This window comes from Melioribacter sp. (assembly GCF_049325435.1).
Taxonomy (GTDB): domain Bacteria; phylum Bacteroidota; class Ignavibacteria; order Ignavibacteriales; family Melioribacteraceae; genus Melioribacter; species Melioribacter roseus.
The window spans coordinates 80,222-100,028 of sequence record NZ_JBMOLD010000004.1; the positions used below are offsets into that span (position 1 = coordinate 80,222).

General features: G+C 41.7%; 15 protein-coding genes. 8 read left to right on the forward strand and 7 right to left on the reverse strand.

Annotated features, from left to right (window positions below; all coding sequences use genetic code 11):
* Window positions 1-54: 54 nt before the first annotated feature.
* Both ACOYVE_RS03895 and ACOYVE_RS03900 read right to left on the reverse strand, forming a co-directional pair.
* Window positions 55-1,566, reverse strand: a complete 1,512-nt coding sequence (locus ACOYVE_RS03895) for a NapC/NirT family cytochrome c (protein WP_014855859.1) — start codon at window positions 1,564-1,566, stop codon at window positions 55-57.
* 138 nt (window positions 1,567-1,704) lie between these two features.
* Window positions 1,705-2,364, reverse strand: a complete 660-nt coding sequence (locus tag ACOYVE_RS03900) for a hypothetical protein (RefSeq protein WP_014855860.1) — start codon at window positions 2,362-2,364, stop codon at window positions 1,705-1,707.
* Window positions 2,365-2,510: 146 nt separating this feature from the next.
* Here ACOYVE_RS03900 and ACOYVE_RS03905 point away from each other — a divergent pair, with 146 nt between their 5' ends.
* The 8 genes from ACOYVE_RS03905 to ACOYVE_RS03940 all read left to right on the forward strand — a co-directional run bounded on the left by ACOYVE_RS03905 (window position 2,511) and on the right by ACOYVE_RS03940 (window position 10,488).
* Window positions 2,511-4,010, forward strand: coding sequence for a sensor histidine kinase (locus tag ACOYVE_RS03905; protein ID WP_422880893.1), 1,500 nt, complete (start codon window positions 2,511-2,513; stop codon window positions 4,008-4,010).
* Complete coding sequence (locus tag ACOYVE_RS03910) at window positions 4,007-4,678, forward strand: response regulator transcription factor (RefSeq protein ID WP_422880894.1); 672 nt, start codon at window positions 4,007-4,009, stop codon at window positions 4,676-4,678. Before ACOYVE_RS03905 ends, ACOYVE_RS03910 begins: the two co-directional genes overlap by 4 nt.
* 95 nt (window positions 4,679-4,773) lie before the next feature.
* Window positions 4,774-5,583, forward strand: a complete 810-nt coding sequence (gene truA / locus ACOYVE_RS03915; protein ID WP_014855863.1) for a tRNA pseudouridine(38-40) synthase TruA — start codon at window positions 4,774-4,776, stop codon at window positions 5,581-5,583.
* Window positions 5,580-6,233, forward strand: coding sequence for a mechanosensitive ion channel family protein (locus ACOYVE_RS03920; RefSeq protein WP_422880897.1), 654 nt, complete (start codon window positions 5,580-5,582; stop codon window positions 6,231-6,233). The genes truA and ACOYVE_RS03920 overlap by 4 nt, the downstream gene beginning before the upstream one ends.
* Before the next feature lie 20 nt (window positions 6,234-6,253).
* A complete protein-coding gene (locus ACOYVE_RS03925; RefSeq protein WP_422880898.1) occupies window positions 6,254-6,502 on the forward strand; it encodes a hypothetical protein in 249 nt (82 codons plus the stop codon).
* 9 nt (window positions 6,503-6,511) lie between these two features.
* Window positions 6,512-7,372: a DMT family transporter gene (locus ACOYVE_RS03930; RefSeq protein ID WP_014855865.1), complete on the forward strand. Its 861-nt coding sequence runs from the start codon at window positions 6,512-6,514 to the stop codon at window positions 7,370-7,372.
* Between the two features lie 8 nt (window positions 7,373-7,380).
* A complete protein-coding gene (locus ACOYVE_RS03935; RefSeq protein ID WP_422880901.1) occupies window positions 7,381-9,096 on the forward strand; it encodes an amidohydrolase in 1,716 nt (571 codons plus the stop codon).
* A 15-nt stretch (window positions 9,097-9,111) separates the two neighbouring features.
* Window positions 9,112-10,488 carry a M20/M25/M40 family metallo-hydrolase gene (locus ACOYVE_RS03940; RefSeq protein WP_422880903.1) on the forward strand — a complete coding sequence of 459 codons (1,377 nt, stop codon included), beginning with the start codon at window positions 9,112-9,114 and terminating at the stop codon, window positions 10,486-10,488.
* Between the two features lie 3 nt (window positions 10,489-10,491).
* Here ACOYVE_RS03940 and ACOYVE_RS03945 read toward each other — a convergent pair whose 3' ends face one another.
* The 5 genes from ACOYVE_RS03945 to ACOYVE_RS03965 are packed head-to-tail and all read right to left on the reverse strand — an operon-like array spanning window position 10,492 to window position 19,686.
* Window positions 10,492-11,181: a potassium channel family protein gene (locus tag ACOYVE_RS03945; protein ID WP_014855868.1), complete on the reverse strand. Its 690-nt coding sequence runs from the start codon at window positions 11,179-11,181 to the stop codon at window positions 10,492-10,494.
* Between the two features lie 15 nt (window positions 11,182-11,196).
* Window positions 11,197-12,957, reverse strand: a complete 1,761-nt coding sequence (locus tag ACOYVE_RS03950; RefSeq protein WP_422880905.1) for a TrkH family potassium uptake protein — start codon at window positions 12,955-12,957, stop codon at window positions 11,197-11,199.
* A complete protein-coding gene (locus ACOYVE_RS03955; RefSeq protein ID WP_422880907.1) occupies window positions 12,954-13,958 on the reverse strand; it encodes a mechanosensitive ion channel family protein in 1,005 nt (334 codons plus the stop codon). Before ACOYVE_RS03955 ends, ACOYVE_RS03950 begins: the two co-directional genes overlap by 4 nt.
* Window positions 13,958-18,445 carry a cation:proton antiporter gene (locus ACOYVE_RS03960; protein ID WP_422880908.1) on the reverse strand — a complete coding sequence of 1,496 codons (4,488 nt, stop codon included), beginning with the start codon at window positions 18,443-18,445 and terminating at the stop codon, window positions 13,958-13,960. The genes ACOYVE_RS03955 and ACOYVE_RS03960 overlap by 1 nt, the downstream gene beginning before the upstream one ends.
* A complete protein-coding gene (locus ACOYVE_RS03965; protein ID WP_014855873.1) occupies window positions 18,442-19,686 on the reverse strand; it encodes a hypothetical protein in 1,245 nt (414 codons plus the stop codon). Before ACOYVE_RS03965 ends, ACOYVE_RS03960 begins: the two co-directional genes overlap by 4 nt.
* Window positions 19,687-19,807 lie beyond the last annotated feature (121 nt).

Consider the following 19,807-nt stretch of genomic DNA (forward strand, 5'->3'; position numbering starts at 1 on the left):
GTAAATGTAGGCTGCGCCGGCGCAATGAACGACCGGCGCAGGGTGGAGTAAATTTTATGGATTCAAACCGGTATGGCAGTCGACGCACAACATCTCTTTCCATTGGTCGCCGACGTCTTCTCCCGGATGTCTGAATTCGAGCGAAGAATTTACCGCTGCAACTTCGAGATTGTCGGGCGGGCCCTGTGCGTTAATCGAATGGCAGATGTTGCAGTCCTTGCTGATAAGCTTGCCCGCGTCGGTTTTGTGACGGTCGTTGTGACAGCGGAAGCACCCCATAAATTCCAGGTGTCCGATGTTGTTGGGATAAACCGACCATTTGACTTTCATTTCCGGAAAAATGTTTTTGTCAAATGTTTTCAGTATTCCGTTTAAGGCTTTATCTATTTTATCTTTTTGATTGGCATATACTTCGGGATAATTGTCCTTGTAAAAAGTATAAATATAATCCGTTATTGCTTTGTGAGCCGAATCCGTCGTCGGAAAGTCTTCGCCGAGAATATCCATCGATGCGAATTTAATCATCGGTAAATCCCGGGGTATGTCGCCGGCCGTAATTGCATCGTTAATGAAAAACGCAGGCGGTCTGTAATTGTGCGAAGGTCGATTGTGACAGTCCATGCAATCCATTGTACGGGTTTCAAGAGTATCGAGTTCCGATTGAGAAAGCGGATTGTCTTCGTCTTTATAAATAAATACTTTGCCGGTTTTTTTGTTCGTGTATTTCACCCACGGAATCGACTGGCGTTTTTCGTCCGCTGCTTTATATTCGATTTTAATGTCGGGATTAATATGCCAGTGTATGCCTTCCTGCAAGCCGAGCGCGCTCAGATTGGCTCCAATTTTCATTGTAAGAGTAATATCCCATTCGGAATTGTTATAATCCGAAAGATAATGCCGTTCGTTGCGGAGTTTACGGGCGTAGAATTTCTGAGGCCAGTGGCATTCCTCGCAGGTTTCTCTTGCGGGTCGTAAATTTTTAATCGGCGTTTCGATAGGTTTCGGAACGGCGCCCAATGTAACGGCGTAGACCTGATAGAGTCCGGACATTTTGGATCGCACATACCAGCTGGCTCCGGTTCCCACGTGGCATTCGACGCATGCAACCCGAGCGTGGGGCGAATTTTGATAGGCGACATATTCCGGTTTCATAACCGAATGGCACACCTTGCCGCAAAACTCGACCGATTCGGTGTAGTGAAACGCTTCATAGCTCCCGACTGCGGAGGCCAGCAGAAATATTGCCGTGCCTACGGAAAAAATCATAAAAGCGTTTCTCGTTCGTAAATCGTTAAAATCGATTGTCGGCCAATCCTTGGTTTCTTTTACCCCGTAGCGCTTTTCCTTTCGTATCTTTAACCACATGCCGACCGGAATCAAAATCAATCCGAATACGAGTACTGCAGGCAAAGCTATATATATTATCAGACCGAGGTAAGAATTATCTTTCCCGATAATCGAACTGACGGTGAACAGAAAGACTATCATAAAAAAACTGATTAGAGCAATGGTGGCGCCGACAAGCGAAACCCAATTCTGGGTCGAATGAGGAAGTTTTAATTTCATAAACCCGCTCTTTTTATCCTATTATGAAGTGAAAGTTAAAAAAATCAATTGTATTTGAAAAGAAAAAAATGGGACTGTCCGAAAAACGGCGGGAATTAATTCCGGACAATCCCATTATAAGGAGTAAAGATGCGTTAATTATTCTTTTTCTTTTCTTTCTTTTTCGATGATTACCTTCTTGTTAATTTTTTTCGGATTCGGTACGATATGGTCGTGATGCCGACAGCAACAGCATTCGCATCCGCCCATGAATGGAGGTTCGCCCAATCGAATTCGGAATCTCTTTTGCATGTTTTCTTTCAGGAAATCTTCGGCTTCTTCGCCTTCATAAACTTTCGTCGTTTCCTTGCCGTCTTTTTTTGTAGTAACTGTTACTTTTTTTACTCCGTCTTTAATTTCAATCTTGACGTCTTTGTCGGTCTCTGCCTCGGATGAATCGTCAGAATACCAGAACATCATGCGTCCGGGCAGGTCGATGTCGATATCCGGCTCAAAATCGAAATCGAATTCGTCGATTCCTTCCCATTCGAATTCATTTGGATCGATATTGATTTTAATCTTCTGCGGAATCATGCCCATCAATCGTATTCTGTCTGCAAGCATTTGCGCTTCGTCGCCTTCGAATACGACTTTCCCTTCGTCGGTTTCTACCGTAATGCGTTCCACTTCGCCTTTGAGCTTTTTTAATTTGGAACGGAGTTCATCTCCGGTGTCCTGGGCTTTTAGCGTTATTCCCAGAAGACCGAACAATAAAAGTAAAACGATTAAAAATAATTTTTTGTTGTTTTGCTTTTCCATAGAACAAATCCTCCTTGTTGAATGTCTAATGCGCTGTATGATACATCATGTGTCCGTTAAATGATTCTTAAAGAATGTTAAAAAATGTTAAAATCGTTTAATTTTTTGATTTCTTCGATTATTATAGACGTATGAAAGAGAAAAAAGTGAAAATATTGATTGCCGTGATGACCGCTTCGTTAATCGGAGTGGCGTTTGTACAATTTTATCTTATCGGGAAGTCTCTCAAAATTGAAGAGGAAAAATTCGACCGCAACGCCAGTTATGCGCTAATGAGAGCGACGGACAAACTTGAAAAAAGACATGCGGCCGAAGCGGTTATAAAAAAATTCGACGACGATCATTTTATCCCTCCTCCCGATTTCGGAAGAGATACGGCGTTCGTTTTCGAACACGGAGATGACTTCGACTTCGATATAAACGTGATAGTGAAAGACGATTCGAACAGAATTAAGATAAATGCAAGAAACATCCGGAAACTTCCCGCGCCTCCTACCGCCCTCTGGATTCAAAAAGTCGATACCATTATTCAAAAAAAACTCGTAGCGAACGTCTTGAAGGATTTGCTGGCAGACAGGGACAGTATCGAAAATAAATTGAACAAGGATGAAATAGAAAAATCTCTTAAAGAAGAATTATCGGACGGTTCGATCGAAACGGATTTTTATTTCGGCGTTCATAAACTTAACGAAGACAGGTTAATTCTTGTTAAAGAAGGCGCGGACACGACCGAACTGATAAAAAGCAAGTACAGAGCGCCTCTGTTCCCGCGCAGAATCTTTGCCTCGCCGTACGAATTGATTGTATATTTCCCCGATAAAGATTATTACATTTTCAAATCCCTCGCTTTAATGCTGGCGATGTCTTTTGTTTTCATTGCGGTTATTGCGTACGCTTTTTATCTAACAGTGCGTATGTTCATAAGGCAGAAGAAATTAACCGAAGTAAAGAACGATTTGATAAACAATATAACGCACGAATTCAAAACGCCGATATCGACAATTTCGATTGCGTGCGAGGCGCTGGGCGACCCCGAACTTGCCGTTAACGAAAAAATAGTAATAAGATATTCCGGTATTGTAAGAGAGGAAAACGAACGTCTAAAGAGACTCGTCGAAAGTTTGCTTACTACCGCAGCGCTCGAAAAAAACGGAGGTTCGTCATTAAACCTCGTTAAGAAAGAAGTCTCCATCGACGACGTCGTCAACGAATGCGTAAAGAGTTTCAGAGAAAGAGGACGCGCGGATAATTTCTCAATCGAAACGATAGGAATTCCTTCCGGTATTACTATTAACGGCGATAAGTACCATTTGATTAATGTAATCGGAAATCTGATCGATAATGCGATCAAGTATAATTTGAGAGCCCCGGATATTAAAATATCGGTTTCGACAAACGGCGATTATTGCAAAGTGGAAGTCAAAGATAACGGTATCGGCATACCGCGAAATGAAATCGATAAAATCTTCGAGACATTCTACAGAATTCCCACAGGGAATATTCATAATGTAAGGGGAAACGGACTGGGTCTAAGTTATTGCAAAAATATTGTGGAACTTCACGGCGGGAAAATTAAAGTGGAAAGCAAACCGAACGAAGGAAGCGCGTTCATTATTTTATTGCCAATAGCAGGAAAGAAATCATGAAAAAAATTCTTCTCGTCGAAGACGACAATAATCTAGGCGCCATTCTTTCGGAATTCTTGGCGTTCAAGGGCTTTGAGGTTAGTCGTCATATTAACGGGGAAGATGCATGGAAAGCTTTTAATTCCGATAAATACGATATCTGTATAATCGATATTATGATGCCAAGAATGGACGGGTTTACTCTGGCAAAGAAAATAAGAACCGCCGGCAATGTCCCTTTCCTTTTTTTGACGGCAAAATCGATGATCGAAGATAAAATAGAAGGATTCAAACTGGGCGCGGACGATTATATTACAAAACCCTTCAGTATGGAAGAGCTGATGATGAGAATTAATGCTATTTTGAACAGATATAATAATGCGGTCATTAACGGCAGCGCTACGCTCGGCAAGTATGTTTTTAATTACGACGAACGCATTCTGAAAACGGAAGACAATATCAAAAAACTGACTGCAAAAGAGGCGGACTTGCTAAAAATTCTTTTCGACAATAAAAACAAGGTAGTCGAAAAACAATTTATCCTGAAAAAAATATGGGGCGAGGATTCCTATTTTGCGGCAAGAAGTATGGACGTATACGTTTCCAAACTCAGAAATTACCTCAAAGACGACAATTCGATAGAAATTTCCACTCTATACGGAACGGGCATTAAATTGATTGTCAAATAAATTATTACATTTCCCGCCGCTCAAATCGAACGGCAAAGAATTCCGTTAATAATTAATCATCTTTCTGATTATATTGCCTTCAAAAAATAAAATTTATGGGCAGATTCAGACTCGATATAGAATACGCCGGCACGCGTTACAGCGGATGGCAAAAGCAGAAAAACGGCAGGACGATTCAGGGCAAATTGATCGAAGCGGCCGAAAAAATATTTAAGGGCGAAAGAATCGATATTCAGGGGTCGGGCAGAACCGACGCCGGAGTGCATGCGTTGAATCAAGTCGCTCATTTGGAAGTTAAAACGATGCTTGCGCCAGAAATAATAAAAATGAAATTAAACGATTTACTGCCTGCCGACATAAATATTCTGGAAGTATCGAAAGCCGGCAAAAATTTCCACGCGCGACACGACGCCGTTTCTCGCAGTTATATCTATCAAATATCAAGAAGAAGAACCGCATTCGGGAAACAATTCGTATGGTGGATTAAAGACGAACTCGATTTCGAGTATATGAAGCGTGTCGGAGGTTTGTTCGAAGGGATGCACGATTTCGCTTCTTTTGCCGATAAAGATTCCGAAGACAAATCCACTAAAGCGCTTATAGAATCGATTCAATTTAAGGAAGTGGGGGAGCTAATCCTGATTCGTATTGTCGGTTCGCATTTTTTATGGAAAATGGTCCGAAGAATCGTAGGGGTTCTTGCCGAAGCGGGACGGCATAAGTTAAACGAGAATGACGTAGAATCATATTTGAATGTTTTTTCGCGCGAACCGGCTAAGTATACCGCCCCGCCGTCGGGACTGTTTCTCGAAAAGGTGATTTATGAAAAAAATTATCAATGGGAAGAATTAGAACCTGTTATTAATCTCATACCGACAATAAAATTCGGAAGGAGGGAAAAATGAGCGAGGTTATTCACAGATATCTCGGAATAGACGCGGCTACTCAAATAAAACTTTTGAGTACGTTTATTTTATTTCTCATCCTTTCTTTTATTTACCGGATAATTTCAAAATATATTATAGGCAGGCTGGACGACGTTAAGCAAAAATATCAATGGCGGAAAATCGCTTTATATCTGAATGCGTTTATTGGTTTCTTATTGTTATTAAGAATTTGGTTCGGTACGGTTCAAGGATTAACTACTTATCTGGGACTCCTTTCGGCGGGCGTTGCAATTGCGTTCAAAGATCCGCTTGTAAATCTCGGCGGCTGGATTTTTATTGTAATAAGAAAACCGTTTAGGCTCGGGGACAGAATTCAAATAAACAATGTTATAGGCGATGTGGTGGATATCAGAATCTTTCAGTTTTCGGTGATGGAAATCGGCAATTGGGTGGACGCCGAACAGAGCACCGGCAGAATAGTGCATATTCCCAACAGCGTTGTTTTTACTACTCCGCAGGCTAATTATCAGCGGGGTTCGAATATATCTGGGACGAAATACCGGTTCTTGTCACTTTCGAAAGTAATTGGAAAAAAGCCAAGAAAATACTCGAAGATATACTCGACAAACATACCGAGCACTTCAGCGAAGCTGCGGAAAAACAGATAAAAGAAGCGGCAAAAAAGTATTTGATTTATTACACCAAACTGACTCCGATTGTTTATGTGTCTGTCAAAGACAGCGGGGTAATGCTTACTTTGAGATATCTTACGCGCACGCGCCAGCGAAGAGCTACGGAAAATGTCATCTGGCAGGCAATACTCGATCAGTTTGCATTGCACAACGACATCGATTTTGCTTATCCCACGCAAAGATTTTATAATAATCTGTTGGAAGGCAAACCCGGTACGAAACCAAGCAATCAATCAGGCGAGTAACTCAAAAAAATGAAATCGTATTGGAAACCCCTTGCGTCTGTAGTTATCTGGGGCGCTTCGTTTATTGCAACCAAATACCTGCTCGACAGTCTGAAACCCCTGACGATCATTCTGGCGCGTCAAATTCTGGCGGTTATGCTGTTGACCGTCATTGCATTGAAAAGAGGAAGAAGCTTCAAAATCAATCTTCGCGACCATTCGTGGATTTTTGCGCTCGCGTTGATCGCTTCTTTTCATTTGTGGATTCAGGTAACGGGAATGCAATTTACTTCAGCCTCCAATACGGGATGGATAATCGGTATAACGCCTGTTTTTATGGCGCTGCTCGGAATGATCTTCTTCCGGGAAAAACTTACCGGCGGGCAGTGGAGCGGTATCTTAATTGCATTTGCCGGTCTGCTTCTTTTGATAAGCAACGGGAAAATTTCATCCGTAAGTTTAATTGAAAATAAAGGAGATTTTTTAATACTTGCCAGCGCATTTACGTGGAGCGTCTATTCGCTTGTGGGAAAAAAAATTACTTTGAATTATCCCGCCTTGATGACAATTCTTTATTTATTCCTTTTTATGTCGCTTATACTTGCACCGTTTACGATTAACGCAGAAAATATTAACGCCATTGTTAATTTATCGGTTGAAAGTATTGCGGCTCTATTGTTTCTCGGATTCTTCTGTTCGGGCATAGCATACGTGCTCTGGGCGGAAGCTATGAACGAAATGCCTTCGTCGCACGTGGGAGCGTTTTTATATATTGAACCGTTCGTTACCGTATTCACGGCTTGGATTCTTCTTTCGGAAAGAATATCTTTATTAACGTTGATAAGCGGAATTATCATTATTATCGGAGTAATCATAGTCAACAGAAAATGAGAATGAGAATGATTAAAAATATTTTTGTATTATCCGTTTTGATCGGTTTGCTCTTTGCCAGCGGCTGCGGGGAAAATAAAAAGAACGACAACTGCGATCTGGTTCTCCTGAACGGAGAAATTTATACGGTCAACGATTCGATTCCCTGGGCGGAAGCCCTCGCCGTTAAAGGAGACAAAATCTATAAAGTCGGGTCGAACGAGGAGATTGAGATGTATATCGGCGATTCGACTGCGATAATAGATCTGAACGGCAGATTCGTTATGCCCGGGTTCATCGACAGTCACGCGCACTTGATTGGAATCGGCGAAAATTTGATCGATGTCGACCTAAGAGACGCCCAAAACTGGGACGAAGTGATTGCCGCCGTGGCAAAAGCAGCTTCGGAACGAAGACCCGGCGAATGGATTGTGGGACGAGGATGGCATCAGGAAAAATTCGATCCCGAGCCCGAGCCGAATGTGGAAGGCTATCCCGTTCATAATGCGCTGAGTAATGCCGTTCCTTATAATCCGGTTATGCTTGTGCACGCCAGCGGACACGCAGTCTTCGCCAATGCAAAGGCAATGGAAATTGCGGGCGCGGATACTATTACGTCAAACCCGCCGGGCGGCGTTATTGTGCGCGATTCTACGGGCAAGCCGATAGGAGTATTCGAAGAAAACGCTGAAAATATAATCAGAAGCGCATACGAAAGATATCTTAACGATAGAAGCCTGGATGAGTTGAACGCAGAGGTAATTAAGAAAATTAAATTCGCTTCCGACCTCTGCTTGAAAAACGGCGTAACTACTTTGCACGATGCCGGAGAAGATCTCGAGACAATAGAGCTTATAAAAAAATCGGTCGACTCGAATTATGTTAAAATCCGTCTCTATGTAATGATAAACGATGCTTTGGATAAATTGAAAGGTAAATTAAAAGATTATAAACTCGTCGGCTACGGGGAGAACCGGTTGACCGTGCGGGCAATAAAACAGTATATCGACGGAGCGCTCGGTTCGCGAGGAGCCTGGCTGCTTGAACCGTACTCGGATTTGCCGGACAGCTACGGCTCGAATGTTACTCCTATTAAAACGCTCGACGACTACTGCAGACTGGCGGCGGAAAACGGCTTCCAAATGTGTATTCATGCAATTGGCGACAGGGGCAACCGCGAGGCGCTCAACTTGTATGAAAAGTATTCAAGGCAATATGAAAATTTCGACCAAATGAGATGGCGTATTGAACATGCTCAGCATGTCACGCCGTTCGACATTAAGAGATTTGCGCGCCTGAATGTAATTGCCGCTATGCAAGGAATTCACTGCACTTCCGATGCGCCGTTTGTAATCGAAAGACTCGGGAACGAAAGAGCGGCTTCCGGAGCTTATGTATGGCGCAGCATGCTCGACCGCGGGGTTGTAATTTGCAACGGCACCGACGCTCCGGTTGAATCTGTTAATCCGATAGCTTCGTTTTACGCGTCGGTTACGAGAAAAAACAAAGACGGCGTCGGATTCTATACCAAACAAAAAATGACGCGCGAAGAAGCCATTAAAACCTATACGATTAACGGAGCCTATGCCGCTTTCGAAGAAAATTTGAAAGGCTCGCTCGTAGAAGGAAAACTTGCCGATATAGTCGTATTGTCGAATAATTTGATGAAGTGCTCCGAGGACGATATTCTTAAGACCGAAGTCCTTTATACGATTGTCGGCGGTAAAACTGTATATAAAAAATAAAGCCGGGAGGCAAAGATGAAAAAGATTTACCGTTTGATGATTTTGCCGGCAATTGTAACGCTGCTTACGGTACAGACAGCAACGGCTCAAAATGCTATTGTAAGGGATATGTCGATAACTGAAATGATAAACAAAATATCGGCGGACAGTCTGAGAGCTTATGTCGTACGATTGACGGAATTTAAAACGCGTCATTCTCTCAGCAGCCGCTCCAGTGAAAAGGAAGGAATCGGCGCCGCTGCAAGGTGGGTAAAAAATAAATTCGAACAGTTTTCAATGAAATCAGACGGTCGCATGACAGCCGAAATCGATTATTTTGAAGTTCTACCCGACGGCAGAAGAATAGATCGTAAAATAAATCTGATGAATGTTGTGGCTACGTTAAAAGGAGTTGACGCCAACGATAAACGTTTGATAATTGTGGGAGCTCATCTCGATTCGCGCGTGGCCGATATAATGGACAGCACGTCGTACGCTCCCGGCGCAAACGACGATTTGTCGGGAGTTGCCGCCGTGCTGGAATTGGCGAGGGTTATGTCTTCTTCAAAATTTCCCGCCACAGTAATGTTCGCAGCTTTTACGGGCGAAGAACAAGGATTATACGGCTCGAGTCATCTGGCAAACAAAATTAAATCGCTCGAAAAGGAAGACAAATATCGTTTGATTGCAATGCTCAATAACGATATGATCGGAAATACGGTTTCGAGTCAAACTAAATTGAAAGACAATATAAACGTAAGAGTTTTCAGCGAAAGCGTTCCCGCCGTAGAATCGGAAGAGGAAAAGAGAAATCGTATATTATCCGGCTCGGACTACGACGGGGTATCAAGACAACTGGCAAGATATATTAAAGAAATTGGCGAGAGATATGTCGACCAGATAAACGTAAAATTAATATTCAGACGCGACCGCTTTTTGAGAGGCGGCGACCATACTCCTTTTAATCGCATGGGCTTTGCCGCCGTTCGATTTTGTGAAATGAACGAAAATTATTTTCATCAACATGAATACGTTCGAAATGAAAACGGAATTCAGTACGGCGATCTGCCCGAATTCATCGATTTTGAATACGCGCGCAAAATAACCGCAGTTAATTGCGCTGTTATAGCAAATTTGGCGTCGGCTCCGCCTCAGCCGGAAAACGTCAAGGTCGACGTTAAGCAATTATCGAACACGACAAAACTTACGTGGGACGAACCCGAGGGAATTGAACCCGCAGGTTACTATGTCCTTGTGCGGGAAACTTACATGCCGCTCTGGGAAAAGAAAATTTACACGGAGTCGAACAGTATCGAACTGCCGTATTCCAAAGATAACTATTTGTTTGCGGTTCAGTCCGTAGACAAGGATGGGCACGAGAGTCTGCCGGTTTTCCCCGTGCCCGATTTTTAGTTGTCAATCGATAACTTTTTTGATGTCTTTTTCTTTGCCGAAGAGAACAAGGATGTCGTTTTCTTCGACGATTGTTGTGGAAGTGGGAACTCCGTAAATTCTTTGTTTTGTTAATTCTTCGCCCGTCGCTTCGTCGACCACTTTATATTCTCTTTTGATTGTAATCAAATTCAGATTGTAGCGGATACGCAAGTCGATTTCCTGAAGCGATTTTCCTATAAATGCTTTCGGGGCGCGTATCTGGAAAATGCTGTACTCTTCTCCGATAGAAACAAAGTCGAGAATATCGTCGCTCATTAAAGTATTTGCTACTTTATTGGCAATTTCGAAATCCGGCGAGATTACCTGATCGACGCCGAGTTTGGTCAAAATCTTCTCGTGAATTTTCGATGTCGCTCTTGCAATTACTTTTTTGACTTTCATCTGCAGAAGTAAAACCGATGTAAGGATTGTATCTTCGAAATTCGTTCCCATCGAAATGATGACTGCGTCCACTTTATCGACGCCGAGCGATCTTAGGGCTTTTTCGTCGGTAGAATCCATTCGTACGGCATAAGTTACTTTATCTTTGATGTCTTCGATTATTTCCATATCGCGGTCGATGGCAATCACTTCGGCGCCTTTTTCCGCCAGCGAAAGGGCAACGCTCAATCCGAAATCGCCAAGACCGATAACTGCAAATTTCTTATTCATGTCGATACCTTTTAATTAGAGTATTGAAATGTTTTCATGAGGCAATTCGTAATAATCTTCCTTCGCGCCGCTCATAAAAGTATAAAGAAAAGCGAGGGGACCGACTCTGCCTATAAACATAAGCAGAACAACTATTATCTTTCCGCCCCACGTTAGCTCCTGTGTTAATCCCATAGACAGTCCAACAGTGCCGAATGCGCTGAATGCTTCAAAAGCAACTTTTGTTAAGTCAGCGCGCTCGGTTATGGTCAAAAGAAAAATACCGAAAGTAATAAAAAAAATCGAGAGACCGGCTTTGATCAGCGCTTTTATTATTATTTCGTTTGGAATCGCTCTGTTGTATATGTAGACTTCTTTTTTGTTTTTTAGTATGGCAATCGAACCGTAGAACAAAAGAGCAAACGTTGTGGTCTTAACGCCGCCGCCCGTACCGCCGGGAGAAGCTCCTATAAACATCAGTAGAAAAAACAACACGGCGGTGGGCGTGGTAATCAGTCCGAAATCGATTGTGTTGAATCCGGCTGTGCGCGCCGTTACCGACTGAAAATATGATGCGTTTAACTTTTCGAATAAATTCAAATTCTTCAAAGTGTTGTGCTGCTCCAGAAAATAAAACGAAGCCGCGCCGAAAACTATCAATAAAATTGTGCTGACGACTACGATGCGCGTTTGAAGAGGCAGCTTGATGGATAGTTTTCCCATCTTGCTGGTAATATTTTTGAATTTTAGAAAGGATATAATAGTGGGAAATCCCAATCCGCCCAGTATAATCAATATTGATATGGTTGTGGTAAAAACATGATTGTAGCGTACGGCGGGGTCCATCAAGTTCATTGTAAAGAGTGAAAACCCGGCGTTGCAAAATGCGGAAACGGAATGAAAAATCGAAATGAACGCTGCGTTCTCTATGCTGTCGAAAGAGTTTCTTGAACTGTAAAATAAAATTGCCGCGCCGACCGCTTCGATTATGAAAGTGATGGCAAGCAGATAAGTTAATACTTTTGTTATAGCGCCGATATTTTCTTCTTCGAGTAAATCGTGGAGTAATATCCTTTCTTTAATTCCAAGTCCTCCCGATAAGAAGATTGCAAAAAACGTTGTGAACGTCATCAAACCGAGTCCGCCGATCTGGAATAACGCCATAATCGTCATTTTTCCGAAAGTGGTAAAATAAGTAGCCGTGTCGACGGTAATTAATCCCGTAACGCATACCGCGCTGGTCGAAGTAAAAAGCGCATCGACAAATGAAATTTTCCCTTCAACTGTGGCTGCGGGGAGCATTAACGCGAAAGTGCCGACTATTATTGTAAATAGAAAGCTGAATATGAAAAGTCGCGACGGGTGAATTTGCGACTGAAGCAATTTAATGTTGTAACGGAGCGTTCCGGAAATTATCCCGACGACAATAAATATTTGAGCGAAGACTATATATAAATAGGTAATGTCTTTGAGTTTTAAAGCCGCTCCTATTCTCTCTACCAGACTTAAATTGAAAAAAGAAAGCAAACCTTCTATAAAAATGAAGGAGATAATAATCATTTCGAACTTGTGTGATTTTATGTGGGCTACCTTGTCTTCGGCAATGTATAATTGGAGGATATGGTAGAGAATGAATACTATAATAACGCCGATAGTAATAAAATGAAGCGTTCCGGCATCGCTGCTCTTTATCCGGAAACCATATTCCACAATAATCGAAGCAATGCCGAGTAAACTCGAAATGATTACGATTATTTTGGAGAACCTGGCTATATTTTCACGAAGTTCTTTTTTCAATTAACGATTTTAAATTTGTTTGCCACAATTTGATTAAAATGATTTACGGTTTCTTCGTAAAATTGCCTGTCAAAAATATAAAAATTTACTTCATATGTATAGGTGTTTTTTAGAGCGTCGAATCTTTTAAGAAACACTTCCGTTTTCTTGCGCGTATATAAATAAGGATTGGAGAGCGAAGCTTCCCTCAAAATGTTCATAACAGAGTCGTTCTCAATCGACGTAGGAAGCTCTATTTCGAGCGTAATCAGTTGCTCGCGATTGCCGATATTTATATTCTCCACCGGATTACTCAAAAAAACCGAATTGGGCAGCGAGACGTTCGAACCGTTGTCCGTTACAATTATTGTGTGTCTCCAATTAATGTCCGTAACTTTTCCGGTATATTCGCCGACTTGAATTATATCCCCTTTTTCGAAGGGCGGATTGTAAGTCAAAAGAAAACCCCCGATCAGATTCTTTATTACCGGCACCGAAGCGACAGCCAATGTGACGACGATAATAACTAAAAATGCCAGCAGTATTTCCTTCGAAATTCCGAAAATCAGATTAATGAGTATATATAATACCAGCACAACCGTTATTGCCTTCAGCGTAGGAACGAAGCGCGTCGAGTAAAACGGGAATCGCCGGGCAAAAGTCGATTTGTTGCTTCTGTTAAGCAATCGGAAAATTGTAAATGTAATAAATATCAGAAGCAGAGCTTCGAGTATAGTTATCAAATCAACTGATTTGAAAATATCAACAACGCGCTTTGATTGTAGGAGTTGCGTGTGATTCGTCTCTTGAGCCTTTACCTCTCCGACTGTATCTTTTACGGCATAAACGGAATCTTTCGGCTCTCCGATTTGATGAACGGGCGCGGATTTCAGCACTGTGTCCTGAGTATAGACCGCCGGATTTAGCGCGCGCATTGTGTCCGGCGTGTATGAGCTGTCCTGCGAAAAAGCATTGCCTGCGATTAGCAGCGCCAATAACGTTATGTAATATTTTGTCTTCACTATATGATGTTTCTCTTCTTTAATTCTCTTTCGATTAATTTGAAAAAGAAGCGGTTGATGAAAAAGTGCGCCGAGCTAATGCTCCATTCGTGTTTTTCGATTAAGTTTTTCGTGTGCAAGTAATCGAGTATTTCTTTCGACTTGCTTACCGGCAGATTAAACAGGGTGGCGTGCTCGTCGTATGTCAAAGTTCCGTGCAAAATTATACTGAACAGGGAGAGCAGATAAATATCTTCGAGTTTTCCGAGAAGCGCCGACTCTATTTTCCTGGGCACTTTAATGAATACTTTGTTGTCTTTGATTCCTTCGATGGAAAGCAGCCAGAAAAACATGGCGGCGATAATATTGCCCTCCGCAAATTTTTCGAGTTTGTCGAAGTAGAGCGAAGAGAGCTCTTTTTGCTCGTCTTCGAGCGATTTCGGTTTTACGAATTTCGACTTGAATTTGTATAACTCCGAGGGTTTGAATACAAGGTTATAACCGGTTGCGTTATGCCTGGTTATTATGATTGTACGCAGGTCTTTTTTATGAAGGTCGTTTGCAATTATTTCTCTTTCGAATACGTGTCTGTATTCGAAATTGTCCCTTATAAATTCCCAGCTGTATTTATCCGAAGTGCAAATCCACAATGTGTTTTCCGAAGTCGAATTTATGAGATAACGCAATGCGTTCAGGGCGTCGTAACCGGAAAGCTTGCGGAGGTATAGTTCGTTTAGATTCTCCAGAACAATAACTCTCTTGTTGCTCTTGTCGTTTAAGAGAAATACGAGTTCGTTTAGCGAATAAGTGTGATTATATCCCAATTCCCTGCATAATAATCCCAGCAATTCGCGCTCTGCGGTGACTGTATTTGTAAATTCATAACGGACGATGCTATATGGCTTTAAATAATTGTTGATAATAAAATTCAACAAACTTGATTTCCCGCTGCCTGTTTCGCCTGCAATAAGGAGCGAAGATTTTTCATTTCTTTTATGTCGTTCTATAATATATTTTATTGTCTTTTCAACCTGGTCGAGCCCGACAAACAGATTGTAAGTTTCGATCGGAGTGCCGTCGAACAGTTTTTTATAGATAAAGGGAAGTTTCTCGATTTTCGATTTATCGAACAGGGATTCCGAATCGGCGTCGCCTACTTCGATCTTGATAATATTGTATTTAACCAATAAATCGTTGATGACGTACTTGAAATACAGGTCGTAATTACGTTTTAAGATTACTTTATATTTTCTGAAAAAGTAGTTTAATTCGTCGCGTATGTGATTGTATGCTTCTAGCAGTTTACCCTTTTGCTCGGTTTTAACAAGGTAGGCTTTGATGTCGCCGTACGATTTTTTCATTATTAAATTGTTAATCGACTCGAGGCTTGCGGAGACTCTTTCCGTAAGGCGTTTGTTGATATCCGTTTCAATGCGGTCGATTAACTTGTTGACCTCGTCGATACGGAAGGACATTTTTTCGTAAAATGAATTGGCGAGATTAATTGCCAGCTGTCTGTCCGGTTCGGGTTTCTCCAATTCCTGAATTGCGGTGTCGAAGTGGAAATTAATGATAAGCAGATAATTTTTTACCTCTTCCGTTATGAGAGAAAACTGGTTTACCATCAACTCGTTAATTTCGCCGATATCGACTGAAAGTTTATTGTGCAGAATAGTATTGGCTATTGAGCGAATCGGAACCGCCTTTAGGGATTGAAGTTTGGGAATCCTCTCTTCTAAAACAAGATCTTCTTCTTCGAGGAGTTCGATCGTTTCTGGCAGAGCCGCGGCAATACTTTTGAATCTGCCTATAAAATGGTCGAACAGGAAATCGATTTTCTTTCCTTCGTTGACTTCCCTTAATATTTTAAGCTGCCGTTCTATGACATTTATAAAGTGGGAATATTTTTCCTCGTGAAACAGCTGTTCGAGCTCCTCGTTGTTTAACGAATCGATGTCGGTTAATTTCTGCCTGAAAAATTTTAATTCTTTCTGGAGCAGCGCGTTTGTCTCGCGTATGTCCTTGTTGATTTCTTCCGATACGCTAATAAGCGATTCTGCGAGCGTTACGTCGATATCGACTTTCATTTTGTCGATATACGCTTCTTTCTGGAAAAGCCCGATAATTCCTGCGTAATAGATTGTCCAATAGCGTATCGATTGAAGAGCCAGCTCTTTTGCCTGCTCGCTCTTTTCGAATACTTTCGAAAAACGGTACTGCCGTTCGTTGAATTTGTGCGTGCCCGCTATATGAAGCGCATCAATCAATTTGTTGAAAGGATTGGCGACTGCATAGAAAAGACGCCTTCCTATCTCTTCTACGGTGGCGTTTATTTCATTTGTATAAACGGTTATGGAAGAGGTCATCTGTTGATGAATTTCGTCGAGTTTTTCGACCAGAAGCATAGGAAGCGCAACGTTGTCCTTTTCGTTCAACGCCGTTTCGAGAAGTTGGTCGAGCTCTTCGTTTGTCTGTTTGTAGAAAGTCCTCAGAATTTTCAACGTGGTAAGTCTTTCAATTCCCACAAGATTTACCGATTCGAGAATTTCATGGGAAGATTCGCCTACAAGATAATATTTTGTCAGGTTGCGATACTTAACTCTCCTTTTGAGCTTGTATTCTTTATTAAAGAACCTGTTGATATAGAGTTTGGAGCGCAGTAAAAACTTTCTCAGTTTGAGTATGGTTCCGTCTTCCGGCGACGGAGTGTATTTTTCTTCTTCGAGATCGATGAGATATTCGTATTTCAAACCGTCTGTCAGATCGATGAAAGCATAAAAGAGGTCTTTTATTAACGGTTCGAGGTTAAGAATTCTTTTTTCGGTTTTCTTTCTTTCCTCGCAAAGGGAGATGAGCCACTCGGAAAGATTCTTTTTAGCCCGCAATATTTCCATTCGTATTTTCGAATGAGTTATTGCCGGATCGCTGAGAAGCTTTTTGAGCGACTGATATTCGTCGGAATATTTTTCCGTCAAACTGACGAGAAGTTCGAGAGATTCTTCTCCGCGCACCTGAATAAACTTTTTATCGAAATCCGTCAGAATGTTGTTTGCTTTGATTAATATATTGTAGAGCGATTTATTGAGTTCGTCATGTCTGAGGTCGGGCTCTCTGAATTTTGCTTTAACTTTAGCGGGTTTTATAACCTTTTCGATTTCTTCTTTTGGGAGTTCCGCCGTTTGAGCCTCGTCGGCTTGAGAATACGATTTTGCTTTTGCAATTCCGATTTTAAATAATACGGGACCGATAAAAATATTCAACGCCACGACAGAAGTAATCAGATTTTTCAGTTCGTTTCCAAGTCCCGGCAATTTTTGACTTATTATAATTGCCAGCCCGAGCATCAGTCCGCCGATAGAAATAAATCCCATCCAGCTGAATTTGGTTATTTCAACCGGCTCGCGGGTCGTTTTGGCTGCCAATGTAATCGAGAGATAGAAAGCGAGCGCTCTGACCGCCACGATTATTATACCGATTACAATCGCTTCGGAAACCGAAATAAGATTGAGAGAGGCTCCGGCTATAGTGAAAAATGTAATAAATATCGGCAGTGAAATTTTTTCGAGTGGTTTGTGTATCTGCTCGCCGAAATCGCTGAAATTTTGAATTATAAATCCTGCGGTTACAAATGTAACAAGCATTTCAAGATGAAGCATGGTTGCAATTTCGCTGCCGAAGACCACGAATGCAACTAAAAATAGCAGCAATTCCTTGTTAATATATTTCATGTAGAGCAAGCCCGCGCCGCCGAGAATTCCCCCGAAAAGTATCGAGAAAAGAAGCTCTTTCCCGAGCGCAATAAACGGGGACTCGCTTCCTGTTGAAATCGACAGAATGGACGCCGAAATCGTCAGCACGACTGCAAGCAAAAGTATTACTAATATATCTTTCAGTATGGCGGTGCTCAATATCAAATCGACAAACCTGCCTTTTGCATTCGATTCGTTGGCTACTACAAGCGTAAGTTCAATCGACGTGCCGAGCGCTATTACGGAAAGTAACAGTCCCGAAGCCAATTTTGGAGCCCAACTTTCGCCTGCCAGGAACGGAATGAACGGCGACAACAGATAAACCGTTCCGGTTATCAATATAAATATCGTAATGGTTTTGAAAAGGAGAATAAGCAGCGAGGATTTCAAAAAAGATTTTATCGCATTGACTTTCAATTCCAACCCTGCGGTAAGAGCGATAAGCGCAAGCGTGACGTTGTTGACCAGACTGATGTCTTGGATTACCTGATTGTTAAAGACCTGAAGAAGTTTGGAGCCGAATATAAAGTAAGAATACGGACCGAAAATTATGCCGATTAAAAGATATCCGATTACGCGCGGCAGTTTAATCAAAGCAAAGATTTCGCCGAGCGCAAACGAAGCTATAATCAGAAATCCTAGAACGGCGAGCGTTTTGGGATTTATAATACCCGTCGATTCTACCTGAATAGTTTCGACAAACAGAAATATCGAGAATAAAATCGATATAACAATAATTCTTCTTAGAACAGAAATCATTTTGCCGCTCCCCTGATTTCGCCGGCGTCAATCAACAATCGCTTGGACAATCTGTAACTGATCAATCCGAAGAAAATCATGGATGTTAATATACAGCTTACAACAAGATTTGTGAACTCGTTCTGATATACGTTTATGTAATCGACTATCATTGCGCATACGATTATATCCTGAGGCAACAAGCCGAGTCCGATGTTAGGTATCAATTTATCCTTTTCGAACGACGAAGCGTAAGCCAGATAGCCCGAAAATCGTTTCGATACAAAGCGAATTAATATGAACGCCGCAGCGGCAACAATAAAGAATATCGGCGGCAACGGAATCCAGTTGAACCCGGCCATAATTACAACAAGTATTCCGACCGGATCGCTTATTTTTGTGAGCGGCTTTTCTATTTTACCCGCTATTTTGGAAAAATTTGCGAGTATAAAACCGAGAATGAAATTCATAAAAAGTGGAGAGATGTTGATGAAATAACCGATTCCGCTCGTAAATACTATTGTGCCGATAATTGCCACAAAAAATTTTTTTTCGTCTTCCTCTCTGCCTAAAAATAAATTGAGTAAAATTCCGATTAACAAAGCAAGCAGTATGCTCGTTACTATCCACTCTATGGGCGATTTGATAAACGTATTCGTCGAGCCGATGTGAATAATTCCAAAGAGAAGTCCGAAGAGAAAAATGTTTATGTCCAGATTGATTTTTGTAGATACGTCGAGCGCGGATGTGATTTTACCCGTGATCTGATATCGATTCATAATCGATTTGATCAATGAATTCGAAGAAACCGAACCCATAATGCCGAGCGCCGCCGAAGCCGCCAGAATATTCTCTATTTTGGAGCCCGGAAAAAGATAAAAATAGAAAACGAAAAAGGATATCCCGCCAATTACCAATACTGAAATAATAATATCGAAAGTAGCTACGCGAATGTGTTCCGAGTCGGCGTTTTGGAAATCGCTTACTTTGAATCTGAGTCCGTATACCAAGCCGATTATACCGGTGGCTGCCGCAATGCCGGGCGCCATCTGCCGCAGCATGTTGTCGTCTACCAGATTGGGTATGTTTAACCCGAAATTGACGTTCAACCAGCCGGAAAACGAAGGACCGAGCAGTATTCCGAGCAATATATATTCCAAACCCGCAGGCAGGTAAACTTTCGTTAATAGTTTTTGCCTGAATAGGTTTGCGCCTAAAAATCCAACAACAAGAACAATTAAGAAAATAAAAAGAGGCGACATAGCCTTATCGTATTATTCTGAAAAATCATCCGTTAATTTAACGAAAAAAGTTGTTTTTTCTGAATAAAACATTTTATCCCATACCCTAGACAGGACGCAATTTAAAAGCGCTTTTTACATT